General features: G+C 59.1%; 18 protein-coding genes and 2 pseudogenes. 11 read left to right on the top strand and 9 right to left on the bottom strand.

Annotation, left to right across the window (positions count from 1 at the left end; all coding sequences use genetic code 11):
• Positions 1-175 precede the first annotated feature (175 nt).
• A pseudogene (locus tag LPJGGPFB_RS24520) lies at positions 176-310 on the top strand (LysR family transcriptional regulator); the annotation flags it as partial.
• Between the two features lie 27 nt (positions 311-337).
• Here LPJGGPFB_RS24520 and LPJGGPFB_RS24515 read toward each other — a convergent pair.
• Positions 338-583: a DUF2798 domain-containing protein gene (locus tag LPJGGPFB_RS24515; protein WP_173422554.1), complete on the bottom strand. Its 246-nt coding sequence runs from the start codon at positions 581-583 to the stop codon at positions 338-340.
• Positions 584-881: 298 nt separating this feature from the next.
• Here LPJGGPFB_RS24515 and LPJGGPFB_RS24510 point away from each other — a divergent pair, with 298 nt between their 5' ends.
• The 3 genes and pseudogenes from LPJGGPFB_RS24510 to LPJGGPFB_RS33765 all read left to right on the top strand — a co-directional run.
• A complete protein-coding gene (locus LPJGGPFB_RS24510) occupies positions 882-1,676 on the top strand; it encodes an SDR family NAD(P)-dependent oxidoreductase (RefSeq protein ID WP_173422553.1) in 795 nt (264 codons plus the stop codon).
• Between the two features lie 129 nt (positions 1,677-1,805).
• Positions 1,806-2,198, top strand: a complete 393-nt coding sequence (locus LPJGGPFB_RS24505; RefSeq protein ID WP_173422552.1) for a cupin domain-containing protein — start codon at positions 1,806-1,808, stop codon at positions 2,196-2,198.
• Between the two features lie 169 nt (positions 2,199-2,367).
• Positions 2,368-2,466 (top strand): annotated as a pseudogene (locus LPJGGPFB_RS33765) (DUF983 domain-containing protein); the annotation flags it as partial.
• A 206-nt stretch (positions 2,467-2,672) separates the two neighbouring features.
• On the opposite strand, the gene LPJGGPFB_RS24500 reads toward LPJGGPFB_RS33765, so the two are convergent.
• Positions 2,673-3,662, bottom strand: coding sequence for a zinc-dependent alcohol dehydrogenase family protein (locus LPJGGPFB_RS24500; RefSeq protein ID WP_173422903.1), 990 nt, complete (start codon positions 3,660-3,662; stop codon positions 2,673-2,675).
• 109 nt (positions 3,663-3,771) lie between these two features.
• Between LPJGGPFB_RS24500 and LPJGGPFB_RS24495 the strand changes: the two genes are divergently transcribed.
• Positions 3,772-4,665 carry a LysR family transcriptional regulator gene (locus LPJGGPFB_RS24495; protein ID WP_173422902.1) on the top strand — a complete coding sequence of 298 codons (894 nt, stop codon included), beginning with the start codon at positions 3,772-3,774 and terminating at the stop codon, positions 4,663-4,665.
• Between the two features lie 70 nt (positions 4,666-4,735).
• Here LPJGGPFB_RS24495 and LPJGGPFB_RS24490 read toward each other — a convergent pair whose 3' ends face one another.
• Positions 4,736-5,605 carry a LysR substrate-binding domain-containing protein gene (locus LPJGGPFB_RS24490; protein ID WP_173422551.1) on the bottom strand — a complete coding sequence of 290 codons (870 nt, stop codon included), beginning with the start codon at positions 5,603-5,605 and terminating at the stop codon, positions 4,736-4,738.
• An 88-nt stretch (positions 5,606-5,693) separates the two neighbouring features.
• Here LPJGGPFB_RS24490 and LPJGGPFB_RS24485 point away from each other — a divergent pair, with 88 nt between their 5' ends.
• Together LPJGGPFB_RS24485 and LPJGGPFB_RS24480 are read left to right on the top strand one after the other, a co-directional pair.
• On the top strand, positions 5,694-6,395 hold the full coding sequence (locus LPJGGPFB_RS24485) for a haloacid dehalogenase type II (protein ID WP_173422550.1): 702 nt from the start codon (positions 5,694-5,696) through the stop codon (positions 6,393-6,395).
• 16 nt (positions 6,396-6,411) lie between these two features.
• Entirely contained in the window at positions 6,412-7,203 is a 792-nt protein-coding gene (locus tag LPJGGPFB_RS24480; protein WP_173422901.1) for an aldolase, read from the top strand.
• A 48-nt stretch (positions 7,204-7,251) separates the two neighbouring features.
• Here the strand turns inward: LPJGGPFB_RS24480 and LPJGGPFB_RS24475 are convergent, their stop codons facing one another.
• Complete coding sequence (locus LPJGGPFB_RS24475; RefSeq protein WP_173422549.1) at positions 7,252-8,172, bottom strand: LysR family transcriptional regulator; 921 nt, start codon at positions 8,170-8,172, stop codon at positions 7,252-7,254.
• 98 nt (positions 8,173-8,270) lie between these two features.
• On the opposite strand from LPJGGPFB_RS24475, the gene LPJGGPFB_RS24470 reads away from it, so the two are divergent.
• Genes LPJGGPFB_RS24470 through LPJGGPFB_RS24460 form a run of 3 tightly spaced genes read left to right on the top strand, consistent with a single transcriptional unit; the run spans position 8,271 to position 10,276 of the window.
• Entirely contained in the window at positions 8,271-9,062 is a 792-nt protein-coding gene (locus tag LPJGGPFB_RS24470; protein WP_173422548.1) for an SDR family NAD(P)-dependent oxidoreductase, read from the top strand.
• Positions 9,063-9,075: 13 nt separating this feature from the next.
• Complete coding sequence (locus tag LPJGGPFB_RS24465) at positions 9,076-9,378, top strand: putative quinol monooxygenase (protein ID WP_173422547.1); 303 nt, start codon at positions 9,076-9,078, stop codon at positions 9,376-9,378.
• A 55-nt stretch (positions 9,379-9,433) separates the two neighbouring features.
• Positions 9,434-10,276, top strand: coding sequence for a DJ-1/PfpI family protein (locus LPJGGPFB_RS24460; protein WP_173422546.1), 843 nt, complete (start codon positions 9,434-9,436; stop codon positions 10,274-10,276).
• Between the two features lie 194 nt (positions 10,277-10,470).
• On the opposite strand, the gene LPJGGPFB_RS32910 is transcribed toward LPJGGPFB_RS24460, so the two are convergent.
• From LPJGGPFB_RS32910 to LPJGGPFB_RS24435, 5 genes are all read right to left on the bottom strand, one after another.
• Complete coding sequence (locus LPJGGPFB_RS32910; RefSeq protein ID WP_210264593.1) at positions 10,471-11,259, bottom strand: class I SAM-dependent methyltransferase; 789 nt, start codon at positions 11,257-11,259, stop codon at positions 10,471-10,473.
• A 178-nt stretch (positions 11,260-11,437) separates the two neighbouring features.
• Positions 11,438-11,941, bottom strand: a complete 504-nt coding sequence (locus tag LPJGGPFB_RS24450; protein WP_173422305.1) for a hypothetical protein — start codon at positions 11,939-11,941, stop codon at positions 11,438-11,440.
• A 175-nt stretch (positions 11,942-12,116) separates the two neighbouring features.
• Positions 12,117-12,533 carry a response regulator gene (locus tag LPJGGPFB_RS24445; protein WP_173422545.1) on the bottom strand — a complete coding sequence of 139 codons (417 nt, stop codon included), beginning with the start codon at positions 12,531-12,533 and terminating at the stop codon, positions 12,117-12,119.
• Positions 12,534-12,609: 76 nt separating this feature from the next.
• On the bottom strand, positions 12,610-13,251 hold the full coding sequence (locus tag LPJGGPFB_RS24440) for a response regulator transcription factor (protein ID WP_173422544.1): 642 nt from the start codon (positions 13,249-13,251) through the stop codon (positions 12,610-12,612).
• Positions 13,248-15,065, bottom strand: a complete 1,818-nt coding sequence (locus tag LPJGGPFB_RS24435) for a sensor histidine kinase (RefSeq protein WP_234903031.1) — start codon at positions 15,063-15,065, stop codon at positions 13,248-13,250. Before LPJGGPFB_RS24435 ends, LPJGGPFB_RS24440 begins: the two co-directional genes overlap by 4 nt.
• 395 nt (positions 15,066-15,460) lie before the next feature.
• On the opposite strand from LPJGGPFB_RS24435, the gene LPJGGPFB_RS24430 reads away from it, so the two are divergent.
• On the top strand, positions 15,461-17,128 hold the full coding sequence (locus LPJGGPFB_RS24430) for an arylsulfatase (protein ID WP_173422900.1): 1,668 nt from the start codon (positions 15,461-15,463) through the stop codon (positions 17,126-17,128).
• The last annotated feature ends 304 nt before the right edge of the window (positions 17,129-17,432 follow it).

The following is a 17,432-nucleotide window of genomic DNA, read 5'->3' as shown; positions in this document are numbered from 1 at the left end:
CGGTCGAAGGGAGCCGCTCTTCGCGAGCGCGGTCCACGGCTTGTTGCGGAGATGTTCACGTTCTGGGCCACGAAACTCGCATAACGTATCGCCCGGAACGAAGGTCCAAAACTGCAAGCTTCCGTTGTTTGGTTGTCGCCAATGATACTCGGGCTTAGCTTGTCACGCTAAATTGATCTCCCGCGCCCGGGTCGAAGTAAACTCGGCGGCCAATTGTGTAGCCGCCGCATTGCGTGGAATCGGCGTCGCCCGCGTCTTCGACTACCAGGTGCCGGAGGAACTCGCCACTGGTGCACTTGTGCCGCTTCTCGCATTGGTGGTCTGAGACTTTGGCATGTCAGTTTCCTCCCTGTAACGTCGGTTCCGTGACTAGACGGTCGACCTGCGCTTGAAGGCGGGGGCCGATCAGGAGAATGACGGGAATGACGATCACGTAGCCGATCCCCCACGAGCGCAGCCACGTCAGGACAAATCCATTTGAAAAACCCAGATTGAGGGCGAGGAGCGTGAAAGAGATGATCCCCGTCGTCACGACACCCATCGACAGGGCGAATGCGATTCTGCGTTTCAAGTGGATGTCCATGTGTTTCTCCCGGGTGGTTTGGAAACAATAGTTTGACCTGCCTGCTTGTCGTTCAGCGACGCCTGCAAGGCTTGCTATAACAATTGGGCTTCGCGCCTGCGGCCGGTAGAGCGAGAATGCGAGAGGCAGCCTCTTGAGATCGGCGTCCGGATTGACCCGAGACCTGAAACGAGAGGCTGGCTCTCATTTCCTCACAGTACCGGCCGGGAGACGTCCAACCTAATCTATGAGACATCAGCAGCGCCGACGCTCGCAAGCGATCGCGGTCTGCGCGCACCAAAATCAGAAAGGCACGACGATGCAAAAGATGTTGGGAAAAGCCGTCATTACCGGTGCATCAAGCGGCATCGGAGCGCTTTATGCCGATCGCTTGGCCCGCAGCGGCTATGATCTGATCCTGGTCGCGCGAAACGGCGACCGGTTGCGGCGAGTTGCAGCGACCATTCAGGAGCAGACCGGCCGCACGGTTGAGGCGGTTACTGCCGATCTCACGGTCGTGGATGATGTAGCTCGGGTCGCGGCGCAGATTGCCGATGATCCACGGATAACGATGCTGGTCAACAATGCCGGCGTTGGTGCAACCGCGCCGCTACTTCAATCCGACGCTCGGGCTATGAGCACGATGATTGCCCTCAATGTCGAGGCGTTGATGCGACTTACCTATGCCGCGGTCCCCGCGTTCGTTGACCGCAACGCTGGAACCATTATCAATATCGCTTCCATCGTGGCGGTTGCGCCCGAGAGGCTGAATGGCGTCTATGGGGGGACAAAGGCCTTCGTTCTCGCCTTCAGCCAGAGCCTTCGCCAGGAACTCGCCGACACGAACGTACATGTTCAGGTCGTCCTCCCTGGAGCCACCGCCACCGACTTCTGGGATATTGCCGGCTTGCCTGTGCAGCACTTGCCTCAGGAAATCGTTATGCCCGCCGACGCGTTAGTCGACGCCGCGCTCATGGGGCTGGCGCGCAACGAATTCGTCACTATCCCCAGTCTTCACGATGTCGGCGAGTGGGACGCCTATGAAGCTGCCCGACAGGCAATGGCTGACAATCTGTCCACCAGCAAACCAGCCGCCCGCTATCAGTCATTCTGACGTCCAGCTTGGAGAGACGGATGTCGAAACGCGTTGGCACTGGCATGTTTTCGCCGCCTGGTTCGGCGGGCAAAACCCTTAAGCTCATTGATCTCTATGGCTCCCAGCAATCCTCAAAAGGATAGACAAATGAACCCCCGCATTCTCATCACAGCTATTCTCGCAGTTGGCATTCTGTCGCTACAGGCGGCCCAGGCGCAGCAGGAAATCCAACGTACCGACCTCCTGCAAAAGGATATCACGGTTTCTGGGAAGGAGGTTGTCCAAGCGAGGGTGGACTTCAATCCCGGTGCGACCTCGATTAACCACAAGCATCCAGGCGAAGAAGTCGCATTTGTCTTGGAAGGTGCGCTTGAGTACCAGCTCGAGGGGCAGGCGCCTGTCATCCTTAAGGCTGGCCAGTCGCTGTTCATTCCTTCGGGAGTGGCACACCTCGCCAGGAACGTCGGTGAAGGCAAAGCCTCCGAGCTGGCGACTTACGTCGTTAGCAAAGACGCCACTCTCGTCGAACCCGTCGAATGAGCCGGTGACGCTCAAAAGAAAGGACGCGTCTCATCCGCCGTCGTCTGAAAAGAGGCCCCTGTCACGACGTGCCTTGCTGTTCGCCGGAGCCGCGATCGGGCTTCCGGTCGCAATCGTGCCTTCGGCGGCCGCGACGAAGCCTGCGTCTCAGACAAGATTCCGGCGACGGCTGCTGAGGCCTCTGAAAGGGTGGCTGGTATGCTCCCAATACTTTCACAAGGCCGAAGAGGGCCGAATTGATCGGGACTGGCGAGGTTGTCAAGATTGAGCGGCGGCGCTGCGAGAGGCGTGTTCGCCACCAGGATTTGCCCCGCCCGGGAAGGGCGGGGCAGCGGCGAAGGTGGACTTCCGCCCATACCCCGTGATCACTTGCGAGTAACAGAACGGGTAGGCCGCCCCGGCGTCCGGTGTGTGAAAAATATGAAGGAACTGCAGAGAAAAGGCCCCGCCCCTGATACGACGGGGCCCTGGCCGTTACGCGATGTCGACGATGAGCTTTCCGTCAACCTTGCCAGCTTCAATCAACTCGTGAGCCGCCATCACATTCTCAAGTGCGAAGGACCGACTGTCGAGACGCGGCATCAACTGACCCCTTTCTGCAAGGCGCGTTGCTTCCCGCATGATGTCCCCGTGATGCTCACGACCTTTGCCAGTGAGCAGCGGTAGCAGTGTGAACACGCCGGAATATGTCGCCGCCTTGAATGAAAGCGGGGCGAGTGCGTGCGTGCCCCAACCGAGGCAGCTAACCACATGCCCAAAGCGGGTGACCGCCTTGAACGCAGTGTCTAGGCCTGCGCCACCGATGGTGTCGTAGACGACATCGAATCCTTGTCCTTGCGTGTACTTTGCGACGTATTCGTCCACGGTTTCCGTGGCGTAGTCGATTGGGGTCGCATTCAGGCTCTTGAGGTAGTCAGCCTTCCGGGCTCCATCGACTGCATAGACGTCCGCACCGAGAGCTTTGCCAATCTGAACTGCAACGTGACCGACGCCACCACCGCCACCAAGGACGAGCAACTTCTGGCCAGCCCGGATGCCGACGCGATCCACGAGGCCTTCCCACGCCGTGATGAAGATTAGGGGTAGAGCGGCCGCTTCCCGCATGGAAAGGTGAGATGGCTTAATGGCCAGCAACCGTGCATCGACGGCCGCGAATTCTGCGAGTGAACCCTGAACGCCAGCCACACCGCCCGTCATGCCGTAGACCTCGTCACCGCGGCGAAAGCTAGTCACGCCTGCGCCGACTTCTTCGACGACCCCAGCAAGGTCGATACCCAGGATTGCGGGAAGTGGATGCCGGGCATGAGCGGCTGCTCCTGCGCGGATTTTCGTGTCCAGCGGATTTACGCCGCTCGCCTTTACGCGGACGAGCACCTGACCTTCGCCTGCAGCCGGTCGTGCGATCTGCGTGACCCGAAATTCGGTACCGTGATTTTCAAGAACTAATGCTTTCATCGTGCCCATAGGATTGATCCCTTTCAGTTGATGCCAGCACTTTGGTATGGAATTTTCCGAATGAAAATCATATAGATTGTATGCTAACCATGCATTTTTGAATGGATCATAAGTCATGATGGAATGGAGCGACATCCGTCTTTTTCTTGCGATCGCGAGGGAGGGAACGCTGGGTGCGGCCGCGAGGAAATTGGGCCTGACGCAGCCGACAATGGGACGACGACTAAAGACTCTTGAGGAGGCGGTCGGCCACTCGCTGTTCCAGCGCACACCGGACGGGTTTGTCCTGACAGATGAGGGCACCGTCGTGCTGGGGCACGCGGAACGAATGGAGGAGGAGGCGCTGGCACTCCAGCGACAGCTTGCGGGCGCCGAGAACACGTTGTCCGGAGCCTTGCGAATCTCGTGCTCTGACTGGTTCGGGGTTCATATCCTTGCCCCGATCGTTGCGGAATTCAGACGTGTACATCCCAACGTAATCATCGAGGTTCTTACGGATTCCAGGCTTTTGAACCTTGCGCGTCGGGAAGCGGATCTCGTCTTTCGCATCAAGCCCTTCACGGAGCCGGAAGTCATCTCACGTAAGCTACTGCATATTCCCTATGGCCTGTATGTCGCCAAAGGATCGGACGACCCTTCGCCCGGCACAGGAGCGGGATTCAGTATGGTCATCATGGACGAGGCCTTTGGAAGCATGCCGGACGTAGGTTGGCTTAAGGGCCGGTTCCCCAATGCGAACGTTTCGATGCGAAGCAACAATCGCGATGTTCAGGCGAGGTTATGCGCGGGTGGTGCAGGCATGGCGGTTCTTCCGAGGCCGTTGGGGGACTCGATGGACGTCTTGAAACGTATCGATGTGTTACAGCCTCCTCCCGGAAGGGACACTTGGGTGGGGTATCACCAGGATCTCCGGCGCCTTCCACGGCTGCGGGCTTTTATTCAGTTTGTTGGTGAACAAGCACAAACGATGCAACGACGATATGGCGTATTCGATTCATTCAATATCCGATAGAGAGTGCGTCGGATGCGTGTGTCTGTGATCCGGCGCTGCGTGAACTTTGTCGATGCCAAAATTTGGGAGCTCAATTCTGAGATCGACTACCCAGGTTATCCGCCAGAAAACCTCCGAGCGACTTTGCCTCGTTGGACAGACTTGCCCGACCTTTTACCAGTGCTATCTCAGACGCCGGCTGATCGTCGAAGCCATCGGCAGGACCGAGCTGCCGGTGTTCGGAAAGCACAGCATCGGATGGCAACAGACTGATCCCGAGGCCCGAAGCGACCGCTGCCTGCACACCCATCAAACCTTGGCTCGTATAGGCGATCCTCCAACGGCGACCGCTTTGCTCGATAGCGCGGATGGCCCGATCCCGGTAGATGCATCCGACGGGAAACACCGCAAGTGGCACGGGGTCGGCCTCCACGGAACGCGTGGCGCATTGCACCCAAACCAGCTTCTCCTTCCAACTGGCAAGACATTGCCCATTACCGGGCTCACGCTTGATCAGCGCGAGGTCAATTTCGGCCGCGTCCAACTGACGTCGAAGCTCTGTGCTCCAGCCGCTGACAGTGTCGAGCCTGATATGGGGCGATGCCGCAGAAAATCCCGACAAGAGGTCGATCAGGCGTCGCCCTGCAAAATCCTCCGGCACCCCAAGGCGCACGGTTCGGGGTGCCAAAGGTTTCCGCATGACTTCGGCGGCTTCCGCTGCGGTCGCAAGTATCCTGCGGGCATAGCTCAGCAGTAATTCCCCGGCCTCGGTCGTCTCGACGGTTCCGGACGATTTGTCCCGACGCAGCAGGACAGAACCGATGTTGAGCTCAAGCTTCTTGATCTGCTGGCTCACGGTCGATTGCGTGAGGTTCACCCGCTCGGCGGCCTTAGTGAAGCCGCCGCAATCGACCACGGCAACAAATGTTTTCAGAAGGTCCAGATCGAAGCCGAAGGTCATTTGATTTATCGATTTCCTGCATGGCGATATTTAATTTTCCAATGATTGATGAGTTTGTCAATGTCGGGCTGAACACAGGAGACAAGATATGACATTGCCCGGAGCCAGACCAACATGGTTGACCTTTGATTGCTACGGAACCCTGATCCAGTGGGACGAAGGGCTGCTAGCGGCGATGGACGGGATACTGTCCGCAAAAGGTGGCGATATCGATCAGCGAACCTTCATCGCAGTTTATGACCGACATGAACATGCACTGGAAGCGGAGCGTCCTCACCGAACTTTTGCCGACGTCAGCGCCCTTGCTCTGGAAAGGGCGATGGTCGAATTCGGTCTCCCATTTGATGCCGCTGATGCCGAAATCCTGACTTCCTCCATCGGCAAGATGCCGCCGTTTCCGGAAGTCGTGGCGACGCTGAAGGAGTTAAAGGCTGCCGGATTCCGCCTTGCAATCATCTCGAACACCGATGACGCCATTATCGCCGGAAATGTCGGCCAGTTGGGCAGTTCAATCGACCGGGTTATCACGGCTGAACAAGCTGGTGCCTACAAGCCCTCCGTCCAGACCTTCCGTTACGCTTGGCAAAGCCTTGGCATTGGTATGGACGATCTGGTGCACATCTGCGCCAGCCCGCATCTTGATCTTGCTGCAGCGCGTGAGCTTGGATTTCGCACTGTTTGGATTGAACGTGGCACGGGCCGCAAACCACTTTCTGACTACCACCCGAATGCAATTGCCCCCACGCTCGACAAGGTACCTGCCATCCTTGCCGCAGCAGGCTGGATGTAACCCCGAGGAGACACAAATGGCGCATGAGCTGAATATTTCGAAGGCGAGCCACACTCTACGTCACAATCTCCCGCTGGATAGCGAGGAAATCTGGCAAGCCAGGGTCGACCTTGCTGCTTGCCTTCGCATGGCTGCTCACCTGGGTCTTGAAGAGGGAATCTGCAATCATTTCTCGGCCGTTGTGCCCAGGCACCCCGATCTCTTCATCGTCAATCGCCTCGGCTGGGCGTTTCAGGAGGCAACCGCTTCATCGCTGCTGATCTGTGATTTCGAGGGTAATGTCGTTGTCGGTGACGGTGTTCCGGAGGCGACCGCCTTCTACATCCACGCGCGGCTGCACAAGATGTCACCGCGGGTAGGCGCTGCCTTTCATACCCATATGCCGAACGCCACGGCGCTCAGCATGGTCGAAGGCGAACCACTGGTCTGGGCAGGGCAGACGGCGCTTAAGTTCTACGGTCGTGTCGCGGTGGACGAGAACTATAACGGTCTCGCGCTGGATGAAAGAGAGGGCGACCGAATCGCCTCGGTTCTTGGTGACAGAGATATCTTGTTCATGAAAAATCATGGCGTCATGGTGTGTGCACCCAGCATAGCCGAGGCTTGGGACGATCTCTATTATCTTGAGCGCGCTGCCGAAGTTCAGCTAAAGGCGATGGGCTCGGGTCGCAAACTTCTGCCGGTTTTACCGGATGTCGCTGCCGAGACGGCCCGGCAGATGCGGGAAGGGGATCCGGAAAGTGCCAGGATGCATCTGCAAAGCATCCGGCGGCTGCTTGAGCGCCAGGCGCCAGACTATCGCGATTGATGGAACCGGAAAGGCGAAGCGTGTGGCATTCGCCTCGGTTCCTCCGGGTCAGGACGTCCCTTTCAGCAGCGGTGAATCACCCAGTGTCACGACCATATGTTCGATGAAGGCACGGACGCGGTGGGGCAGGGGGCCGCCACCAACGTAGACGGCATGCACCAGTTCAAGATCGCCTGGATTGAAGTCTTCGAGCAGTGGGATCAAACGCCCCGCCGTGATGTCGTCGGCCACATGAAACAGGCCGACGCGGGCAACGCCGGCGCCGGCCAACACCATTTGCTTCATTGTCTCGCCGTTGTTGACGACGATGCTGCCTTTGACCGGTTGCGCGATGTCCCGGTCACGGTCACGAAACGGCCAGGACGGCCTTGCGCGCCGGAAATTGAAGGTCAGGCAGTCGTGCTGCGCGAGGTCCTCGGGCGTTTCCGGCGACCCCCGGCGCGCCAGATAGTCGGATGAAGCACAGACGACGCGCCGGCTTTGTCCCAGCTTGCGGGCGATCAGCCCGCTGTCCGGCAGATTGCCCATGCGGATGGCGACATCGGTTTTTTCCGCCACCAGATCGACAAGCCCGTCCGTGAAGGAGAGATCGACGATCAGGTCAGGATTGCGGGCGATGAATTCCGGAATGGCCGGAGCGACGAACATCGTGCCGAACGGTATTGTGGTGTTAATCCGCAGACGTCCGCGGACCGCACCACCTGCTGCTTCCTGCTCCGCCTCGTTCAACTCCTGCAGAATCCGGAGGGCGGCATGATGATAGGCCTCGCCTTCTTCTGTCAGCGTGAGTGCGCGGGTCGTTCGCACCAGCAGGCGCGTGCCGAGCCTTGCTTCCAGACGTGCGATCAACTTGCTGACTGCTGATGGCGTGATGTCCAGATTGCGCGCGGCCGCGGAGAAGCCCCCGTCCTGTACGACACGGGCAAACACTTCCATTTCGCCGGAGCGTTCCATCAGAATACGCGGCATTGATGATCCTCATTCACAAGTGCATGTCTTCTGCAGGCAATAGTGCGAACTGAGCTTAAATCATACGTTTCCTCCAGCAACAATCTGGAGACACGGATATGGATCTGCAACTCAATGGGAAGACCGCCCTCGTGACCGGCGCCACCGCCGGCATCGGTCTCGAAATCGCCCGCACGCTCGCCACTGAGGGCGCACGCGTCGTCATCACGGGACGCGACCGTGCCAAACTCGACAACGCGCTCGCTGCTATTAAAACATCCGGCGGAGCCGAGATCACAGGCATTCTTGCTGACGCGGCCAGCACCGAGGGTGCCGCGATCATTGCCGAAGCGGAACCATTAATCGATATTCTCGTCAACAATCTCGGCATCTACGAGAGCAAGGCCTTCGGCGATATCCCCGATGCCGACTGGAGCTATCTGTTCGACGTCAACGTCATGAGTGGCGTCCGGCTGTCACGCGCCTTTCTTCCCGGCATGCTGGATCGCAACTGGGGACGCATCGTCTTCATCTCAAGTGAGGCGGGCCTCGCCATCCCCGGCGATATGATCCACTACGGAATGACCAAAACGGCGCAGCTCTCGGTGTCGCGCGGGTTGGCGCAGATGACCCGTGGCACCAACGTTACCGTCAATTCCGTTCTCCCTGGGCCGACCCGCTCGGAAGGGATAGAGGCCTTCCTGCGCAGCCAGGCAAGCGATCCATCGGCACCGATCAAGCAAATCGAGGTGGAATTCTTCGCCACTGCCCGCTCGGCATCAATCCTCCAGCGCATGGTGGAAGCGGAGGAGGTGGCAAACCTCGTCGCCTATCTCGCCAGCCCCCGTTCATCGGCGACCAACGGCGCAGCCCTTCGTGCTGAAGGCGGCCTCGTCAACACCATCTCCTGAGAAAGGTTTTGCAATGTCGAACACAGCTCTGACCATCATCGCCATCACCACGGCAAAGCCCGGCAAGGAGGCGGCCCTTGGGACCGCCCAGGAAAAGCTCGTTGCCGAGACCTTGGCCGAAGACGGCTGCCTTCGCTACGAACTGCATCAGTCGCTCGATGATGGACGCGTTCGCATCTTCGTCGAAACCTGGGCAAGCGAAGAGCAATGGCGTGCCCATATGCAGGGCGCCGCCATGCAGCGCTTCCAGGCGAGCGGCGTCGGCGAATATCTCGCCGACTTTGCTCTGCATCGGCTGACCAAGGTCGCTGGCTGAGAGGCATCCACCTTTTCATTCCCCACCAGATTTTCTCACATTCGGAGCTAAACCCGTGAACCTTCTTCGCACCCTCGGTATCGCGCTTGCACTAAGTGCCAGCACCTTAACCGCCCATGCTGCAAACGTATTGATCGTCCTGTCCGATTCCGACCGTCTTGATTTGAAAGACGGCAAGGTGTTCAAAACCGGATTTTACCTCAACGAACTGATGCAGCCCGTGAAGGCGCTGCTCGACGCCGGCCATAAAGTCACTTTTGCCACGCCGAAGGGGACTGCGCCTTTCGTTGACGTGACTTCCATCGACAAGATGTATTTCGGCGGTGACGAAGCGGCGATGAAAGCCAGTGAGGCACAGCTGTCGGAACTGAACCTGATGTCGAGTGAGAAGTCGCCGGTCATCAGCCTCGCGCGGGTCGAGCAGATCGGTTACGACCATTTCGACGCGGTCTATGTGCCTGGCGGTCACGCACCCATGCAGGATCTTCTGGCGAGTTCCGAACTCGGCAAGCTGCTGACGGACTTCCATGAAAACGGCAAGCCGACCGCCTTGGCCTGCCATGGTCCTATCGCTCTGCTGTCGACGCTGCCCGACGCTCAAGCGTTTGTCAGTGAGTTTGCGACGAGTGGAAAAGCAAAGCCGCACACAGAGTGGGCTTATGCCGGCTATCGTTTCACCGTCTTCAGCAACCAGGAAGAAGAAATGGCCAAAGGCCTACTGGGTGGCGGTGAGATGAAATTCTATCCGCAGGATGCGCTCACGCAGGCGGGCGGGCGATATAGTCAGGCTGACGCTGCGTTCTCGGCCCATGTCGTGACCGACCGCGAGCTGATTACCGGACAGAATCCCGCATCGGCCCCGGCCGTAGCTCAGGAATTGCTGGTCCGGTTGAAGTAGGATCGCCGGCGCTGCGGGGCACCAGTTGCCCGCAGCGCGCATAACCGTCGTGCCCCTGTGGAGGCGCCGTCTTTTCCAATCGTCGGGTCAACCTGACGAAATTCATCGGGCACAGGCCGATGACCAAGCTAGCGCTTGAGCCACCTATTCACTTTATTTTTCGGTCGAAAGTGATGACAATTTGCCGAACAAGGTCATAGATTATTAGAAATCGCGCCGTGAGTTCCATTATTGTGGCTATGCCGCCGGCTTGCAGATTTCAACGCATCATCCAGGGCCTCCACCGTCTTCAACCCCGGCCCGAGGACCCAGTTGTACATCTTAGCGAAATTGCGCTCTTCATGCGGGTCCGAATCGATGTTGAACACCTTCGGATAGCTGTTCATCGGTGCGGCGCTGCTTCCCTCTCCGCCCAGGAGCGTTGCGCCGCCAGGGCCGCCGCAGCCGGACGCCACGTCGGCGAAATAGGCTTGCTTCCAGCGGACGGCGATCAGGTCGGATCCGACGAAGGTCAGCAAATGCTCGCGATGTCCGCTGTCATTGTCGCCGAGCAGCCGGTCGCTCTGGTCGATCCCGTCGAACGGCCGGTCGTCCGGCACCTTGCCGCCCGCAAGCTTTGCGTCGGGAAGAAGTCCATGATCGAGAACATCGCGTAGGAGGATCGCGGCTTGATCCGTTGCGGCCAGCGGATCAGCGGGGCCTATCGGCGTAGAGAAAATACGTGTCCTGGCGCGCGCCCGGTGGATGGGGTAGCGATCCAGCACATAGATCTCGCGCTCCGGGAGATGGATGCGCAAGTGGTCGTAGGTGCGACCGTGACCCAGACCCATCTCGAACACAATGCCCGGACGGCCGGCTATCTCTCTGAAGGCCCATTCGAGGCAGATGCGCTGGGCCTCCAGGCGGAAGAGCAATTTTTCGGGCCGGTGGTCCTTGCGTCTCCCTTCATCACGCGCATCTTTCCATCTGGCGTCCGTCGGCATCCTTATCGTCCCTAGCGCGCTGCTATCATTTCTCAGGTGGCGGCCTCTTCTCCAATCCGATCCACTGGCAGCGGTGAGCGGCTGAAGCGACCTATGGTCCTTAGTCGGCCCTCGACCTAGATCGGCGTGACGCCGTCGGTGGCATTTGATCGCGTTCAAACCAAAAAAGCGCCCGCCTTCAAAACGTATTGACGTTCAGAACCTCGTCATGTTCGCGGCGGGCGGATTGGGTGACCGCGCGAGGCTCGCCTTGTATTCCTCCACCGTTTTTCAACACCGTGCCGAGGACCCAGTTGTGCATCTCGTCGATATTGTGCTCTTCGGACGGATCCGACTCCATGTTGAACACCTTTTGGTGGCCGTTCATCGGTGCGGCACTGCTTCCCTCTCCGCCCAGGAGCGTTGCGCCGCCAAGGCCGATGCGGCCGGGCGCCACGTCGGCGAAATAGGCCCGGAATTGCTTCCAGGATGGCTCGACCAGGAACTGCGTCAGCCGCAGGCCCTCTGCGGCGAGCCGGTCGATGCGCGGCGTCGGCGACCCGTGCAGCTCCCCGCCGCCGTCGACGCCGATGTTGTCGGCGAGGACCAAGAGGATGTTTGGCGGCGAGTGCTGCGCAGATGCGGTTTCGATAGGCAACGAAGGAGCAATGAGACACGACCCAATCGCCAATGCTTCGCGCATTCGCAGCCAAAATCTGAGCCATTTCATGCTGCGTCTCCACGTGTTGGCTATCGTTCCGAAACGCCGCAACGTTAGCGTCTGATCGCCGCTCCTATTGCCTGCCGCGTTGCACTCTCCGTTGCCCTCATGTCATGCGCCCTGCCTATTGCCCCTTGGAGAAGCAGGCCCAACCTCTTCAATCGCCTGACGAAACCGTCAATGCTCTGTTGACGGCGCTGATCAACAATTCGGCTGGGAACGGCTTGTGCAGATACGCCACGCAGCCCGCCTTGACAGCCTCCAGTTCCAGGGCTTCATCCTCCACGGCGGTGATGAAGATGACCGAGAGATCGACTCCGGAACCCTTGAGGCGGTGCCAGAGTTCGACACCGGACATACCACCCAGGTGGATATCGAGCACCACACAGCCAATCCGGCTTGCATTGGCACGGCTGAGAAAGGCCTCCGCGGACGAATGTCCTTCGGTCGCAAAACCATTTGCGTTCAACAATCGTTCGACGCTCCTGCGCATGCTTGGATCGTCTTCGACGACAGCGACTGTGCGGGATGGGCTTTCCAATTGACGCCTTTCTGGAGCCCATGCGAAAAGCATGACCAGCCCCGATCATGACGATATGACCGACGTCGAGGGCTGGCTATTGTCCTTTGGTGAAGAGCCGGTCAGTTAGCTACCGTCGCAGCGGATCCGCCGTGGCATCGACAAGCCCTAGTCTCTCGGCGATCGACACCGTCTCTGCCAACGACCCCGCCCCAAGCTTTTCCATGACGTTGTGACGGTGTGCCTTGACCGTACGTTCGGACGTGCCGAGGGCATGGGCGATCTGCTTGTTGAGCTTGCCGCGGACGATGAGGCCAAACACCTCGAACTCACGTGGCGTCAGATTCGCCAGACGTCTGCGAAGGGCATGGAGGCGGCCCTGCTCGAGACGCCGCGTCTCGCAACGGCGCAAGGCCCGCTCGACGGCCTCCAGCAGTGCGTCTCGGGGGGTTGGTTTTTCCAGGAAATCCTCAGCGCCCGCCTTCATGGCCTGAACGCTTGTCCTGACGTCGCCTTGCCCCGTCAGAAACACGATCGCCAGCAGCGGCGCTTTCTCGGCGAGTCTGGCCTGCAATTCCAGGCCGCTGAGGCCAGGCAGACCGAGGTCAAGGAGGACGCAGCCAGGCTCGGCGTCCGGCGACTGCGTTAGAAACTGATCGCCTGACTCATAGAGGGAAACGCGGTACCCGGACGCCGAAAGCAGCCGTCCGACTGCTGTGCGGAAGGACTGGTCGTCATCGACGATGTGAACGACGGGTTCCAATTGCTTCATCCAGTTCGTGCGAGAGGCAGCACAACACGAAATACCGCTCCGCCCTCGGGTCGGTTGGCGGCCCAGATCTTGCCGCCATAGGTTTCGACTATCGCGCGCGCGATGGAAAGGCCAAGCCCCGTTCCAGTCGGCTTTGTAGTATAGAACGGCTGGAAAATACTGGCGAGTTGTTCGTCCGGGACGCCGCGGCCCGTATCGGAAACCGACAGCTCTACCTCGGAATCCTTCGTTAGCGTTGTTTCGAGTGTCAGTCTCCTTTCCGTCCCCCCCACGTCCAGCATTGCGTCCATCCCGTTGATCGCGAGGTTGAGAATGACCTGCTGCACATGAACCCGGTCGGCTCGGACCGGCAGCTTTCTCGAAGCCCGGTTGGAACTGACTTCAACGCCCCTGCGCTCGGCCTCACCGCGAAGGATCCTGATCGCACTAGACGCCACATCGTTGAGGTCGAACTCCTGCCAGTCAATCTCGCCCCGTTTCTTGAGCAGGCCTCTCAGCCGGGAAATCACGTCATGGGCGCGCTGATCGTCGTCTTGAATGTCTACGAGTATCTGCTCGATCAGATCCAGATCGGGCCGCGCGGACCGGAGAATGACCGACGCCGCCTCGGCATTGCTGCGGATGGCACCCAGAGGCTGGTTGAGTTCATGCGCGATCGACGCCGAGAGCGCGCCAGCTGTTGCGGACTGATTGAGATGAACAACTTCAAGGAGCCGACGGCGCGATTCGATCTCCGCCGCTCGCCGCCGGCGGCGTTCGATGAGAAGTCCAGCAATGACCGTGCCCTGTAGCGTGATGACGGCAAGCGCCGCGACAGTGACGAACCAGTACTGTTCCCAGAAGGTCGGCTCCTTGAACAAGAGAACAGTGTCAGGAGGAAGGTTCTTGTCCGACAACCCCCAGCGCTGGAGCTGTCGCGCGTCGGCGACATATGTTTGAGGCGACTCGCGATGGGAAATCGGCTTGCCGGCGATTGCATCGAGCGCGAGGTTGGCGGCTGTCATGCCCAGGGACTCGAATGTGACCACATTGCCTCCGACGACGCCGTAGTCGATGTAGGTTGGATACGGACCGTAGATCGGCGCGCTGGCAGACTTCGATATCTGCTTGATGGCTTCGCGCGGAATGAAATTGCGCCCGGTACGGTCTTTGAAGATCGTCAGGGCCAGTACGATGCTGTCAATGGGAAACTCCGCGGCCCGCTTGGTAAACTCGTCGATCGTCAAGTCCGTCAAGTAGGCTGTCTCATAATCCTTGGAAAAAGCCGCAAGATCGGCTCGCGCGGTGGCGAGCCACGAACGGTCGAATTCTGATGATCCTCCGATAATGAAAAGATTCCGCGCCTCCGGCTGGAGTCCGCGTGCCATCTCCGCAGTCTTGACGATGTGAAACTCGCTGAAAGCTCCGATCACATCCTTCGGCAGGTCAATTTCTTCGGCGGTGGACCTGCTGAAGCCGGCGACGACTATCCTTGCATCCTCCGCAAGGTCCTTACAGTTCACAGAGATGAATCGCGCCGATTCTTCGCCGAGCGCAATCACCACATCGGGGCGACGATCCGCATACTTGGCCGAAAGGTACACGGCCATGCGGCCAACGTGCTTTGTTTCTGGGAACCTTGAAAGATCGAGAAACTCGGAGAAGAGATCGATCTTTCCGTTGGTCGCGTCGAGAAGTCGCGTTCTCACGGCCTCTCCGGCGGCAGTCGTCGCGGCTATTCGTTCGTCATACGGGTAGAGAATGAGAACACGTGGAATGCGGCCCACGATCTCCATAGACGCGGATGGCACCGCAGCAATCGTTACAAGGAACATGCAGCAGAAAACCGCTCGCCACCCGAGCTGGCGCGATCGCGTCGTCCAATTGCGCACCAAGCCCATCGCCTTGCCCCGAGAAGCTCGTCGACAAATAGCAAAGCCGCGTTTCCCTTACAACTCACCCAATGGAGTCAAGAAAGATCACAATCTGGAATCGCTGCCCCAAGGTACAATAGCGCTGCGGCGCCTCGTTCGGTAGGATGCTCGCCACGAGTGTCGTTCGTAACCCGGACGGAGGCTCGGGTTATGTCGTTCCGATCGAAACGCGTCCGAATCTCGATATTGCTCCAGTTGTTTGGATTGATTTCTTAGTGAGTAGCGCACGGCGGCGTTTGTCTACGTGCGCCTCGGTGAATCACCGTTCAACCGGAGATCTCAACGGAGGACTCGAAATGAATCCTAGGATCATCTGCGGCGTTGGAGCATTGTTTGCTTCAACCGTTCTCTGGTGTACCGCATTCCCCCTGCAGGCCCAGGAAGTGCAACCAAGGCCCAACATCCTGTTCATCGTCTCCGACGACACCGGCTATGGCGATCTCGGCCCTTACGGCGGTGGCGAAGGTCGCGGCATGCCAACTCCTAACATTGACCGATTGGCCGAGGAAGGCATGACGTTCTTTTCCTTCTATGCCCAGCCGAGTTGCACACCTGGCCGCGCGGCCATGCAGACCGGGCGGATTCCGAACCGCAGCGGTATGACCACCGTGGCATTCCAGGGCCAGGGGGGTGGTCTTCCGGCAGCGGAATGGACGCTGGCGTCAGTGCTGAAGCGCGGCGGATACCACACCTACTTTACCGGCAAGTGGCATCTCGGCGAGGCAGACTATGCGATGCCCACTGCACAGGGCTACGATGAAATGAAATATGTCGGTCTTTACCACCTCAACGCCTACACCTATGCCGATCCGACCTGGTTCCCGGACATGGATCCCGAACTTAGGGCCATGTTCCAGAAGGTGACCAAAGGAGCGCTGTCAGGCAAAGCCGGCGGGCCGGTGACCGAGGACTTCAAGATCAACGGCCAGTACGTCGACACGCCGGTGATCGACGGCAAGGAGGGCGTTGTCGGCATCCCCTATTTCGACGGTTATGTCGAAAAGGCGGCACTCGAATTCCTTGATACGGCTGCCAAGAAGCCCGATCAACCGTTCTTCATCAACGTGAACTTCATGAAGGTGCACCAGCCGAACCTTCCTGCTCCCGAGTTCCAACATAAGTCCCTGTCGAAGAGCAAATATGCGGACTCGGTCGTGGAACTCGACACGCACATCGGCAGGATCATGGACAAGCTCCGTGAAACCGGTCTCGATAGGAACACCCTGGTCTTCTACACGACGGACAACGGAGCCTGGCAGGACGTTTATCCGGATGCCGGATATACGCCGTTCCGCGGCAGCAAGGGCACCTTGCGCGAGGGCGGCAATCGCGTTCCCGCGATCGCCGTGTGGCCTGGCAAAATCAAGCCACGAGCAAAGAATCACGACATAGTTGGCGGCCTCGATCTTATGGCGACATTCGCCGCAATTGGCGGGGTGCCGCTGCCCGATAAGGACCGAGAAGACAAGCCAATCATCTTCGACAGCTATGACATGTCGCCGATCCTTCTTGGCAACGGTAAGTCTGCGCGCAAATCATGGTTCTACTTTACCGAGAACGAGCTCTCCCCCGGAGCGATTCGCGTCAACAACTACAAGTTTGCCTTCAATATCCGTGGCGATGACGGAGCCTCGACCGGCGGGCTGGCCGTCGACTCGAACCTCGGCTGGAAGGGCGCGGAGAAATATGTCGCCACAGTACCTCAAGTGTTTGACCTGTGGCAGGACCCGCAGGAACGCTACGACATCTTCATGAACAACTTTACGGAACGGACCTGGATGGGCGTGGTCATGGGCGAAGAATTGAAGAAGATCATGGCCACATACGTGCAGTATCCACCGCGGAAGCCGCAGAGCCTAACCTACAATGGTCCCATCACTCTTTCGGATTACGAGCGCTTCCAATGGGTCCGGGACTCACTTGCAAAGGAGGGCGTCAATATTCCGATCCCGACCGGCAACTGACGTCCCCGCGGCGACCCCAGAGCAGCGGGGTCGCCTCCTTTGTTCCAGAACGAAATTGTGGGACCGGCCAGTCTGCCGAACCCCTACTGGCCTGGCCCTGCCTTGACCGCGAATGCGATGCCTGGTCGGGCGCGCCGCGCCAAATCCTGCAGGTTGCCCCAAAGGACAATATCCCTGAGGCGCGTCCCCGACTAAGCTGCGGTGCGATGAGTGGCTTTCGCATAAGTTGCGATTAACCCGGATCGGGCGCCGGTTTCAACGGCTGACGGGAAATGTTCCGGCGAGCTTCCGGCGCAGCCATCAA

Origin of the sequence: Ensifer adhaerens, assembly GCF_013283195.1 — a bacterium.
Classification (GTDB): domain Bacteria; phylum Pseudomonadota; class Alphaproteobacteria; order Rhizobiales; family Rhizobiaceae; genus Ensifer; species Ensifer adhaerens_G.
Note: the sequence above shows the minus strand (reverse complement) of the source record. Positions and strands in the feature narration are given on the sequence as shown.

Coding starts and splice junctions, on each gene's coding strand:
- LPJGGPFB_RS24510 (WP_173422553.1), top strand. CDS start 882: ATGCAAAAGATGTTGGGAAAAGCCGTCATTACCGGTGCATCAAGCGGC.
- LPJGGPFB_RS24500 (WP_173422903.1), bottom strand. CDS start 3,662: ATGGGCACGATGAAAGCATTAGTTCTTGAAAATCACGGTACCGAATTT.
- LPJGGPFB_RS24445 (WP_173422545.1), bottom strand. CDS start 12,533: ATGCTTTTCGCATGGGCTCCAGAAAGGCGTCAATTGGAAAGCCCATCC.
- LPJGGPFB_RS24515 (WP_173422554.1), bottom strand. CDS start 583: ATGGACATCCACTTGAAACGCAGAATCGCATTCGCCCTGTCGATGGGT.
- LPJGGPFB_RS24495 (WP_173422902.1), top strand. CDS start 3,772: ATGGAATGGAGCGACATCCGTCTTTTTCTTGCGATCGCGAGGGAGGGA.
- LPJGGPFB_RS24430 (WP_173422900.1), top strand. CDS start 15,461: ATGAATCCTAGGATCATCTGCGGCGTTGGAGCATTGTTTGCTTCAACC.
- LPJGGPFB_RS24475 (WP_173422549.1), bottom strand. CDS start 8,172: ATGCCGCGTATTCTGATGGAACGCTCCGGCGAAATGGAAGTGTTTGCC.
- LPJGGPFB_RS24480 (WP_173422901.1), top strand. CDS start 6,412: ATGGCGCATGAGCTGAATATTTCGAAGGCGAGCCACACTCTACGTCAC.
- LPJGGPFB_RS24470 (WP_173422548.1), top strand. CDS start 8,271: ATGGATCTGCAACTCAATGGGAAGACCGCCCTCGTGACCGGCGCCACC.
- LPJGGPFB_RS24465 (WP_173422547.1), top strand. CDS start 9,076: ATGTCGAACACAGCTCTGACCATCATCGCCATCACCACGGCAAAGCCC.
- LPJGGPFB_RS24490 (WP_173422551.1), bottom strand. CDS start 5,605: ATGACCTTCGGCTTCGATCTGGACCTTCTGAAAACATTTGTTGCCGTG.
- LPJGGPFB_RS32910 (WP_210264593.1), bottom strand. CDS start 11,259: ATGCCGACGGACGCCAGATGGAAAGATGCGCGTGATGAAGGGAGACGC.
- LPJGGPFB_RS24440 (WP_173422544.1), bottom strand. CDS start 13,251: ATGAAGCAATTGGAACCCGTCGTTCACATCGTCGATGACGACCAGTCC.
- LPJGGPFB_RS24435 (WP_234903031.1), bottom strand. CDS start 15,065: ATGTTCCTTGTAACGATTGCTGCGGTGCCATCCGCGTCTATGGAGATC.
- LPJGGPFB_RS24450 (WP_173422305.1), bottom strand. CDS start 11,941: ATGCGCGAAGCATTGGCGATTGGGTCGTGTCTCATTGCTCCTTCGTTG.
- LPJGGPFB_RS24485 (WP_173422550.1), top strand. CDS start 5,694: ATGACATTGCCCGGAGCCAGACCAACATGGTTGACCTTTGATTGCTAC.
- LPJGGPFB_RS24505 (WP_173422552.1), top strand. CDS start 1,806: ATGAACCCCCGCATTCTCATCACAGCTATTCTCGCAGTTGGCATTCTG.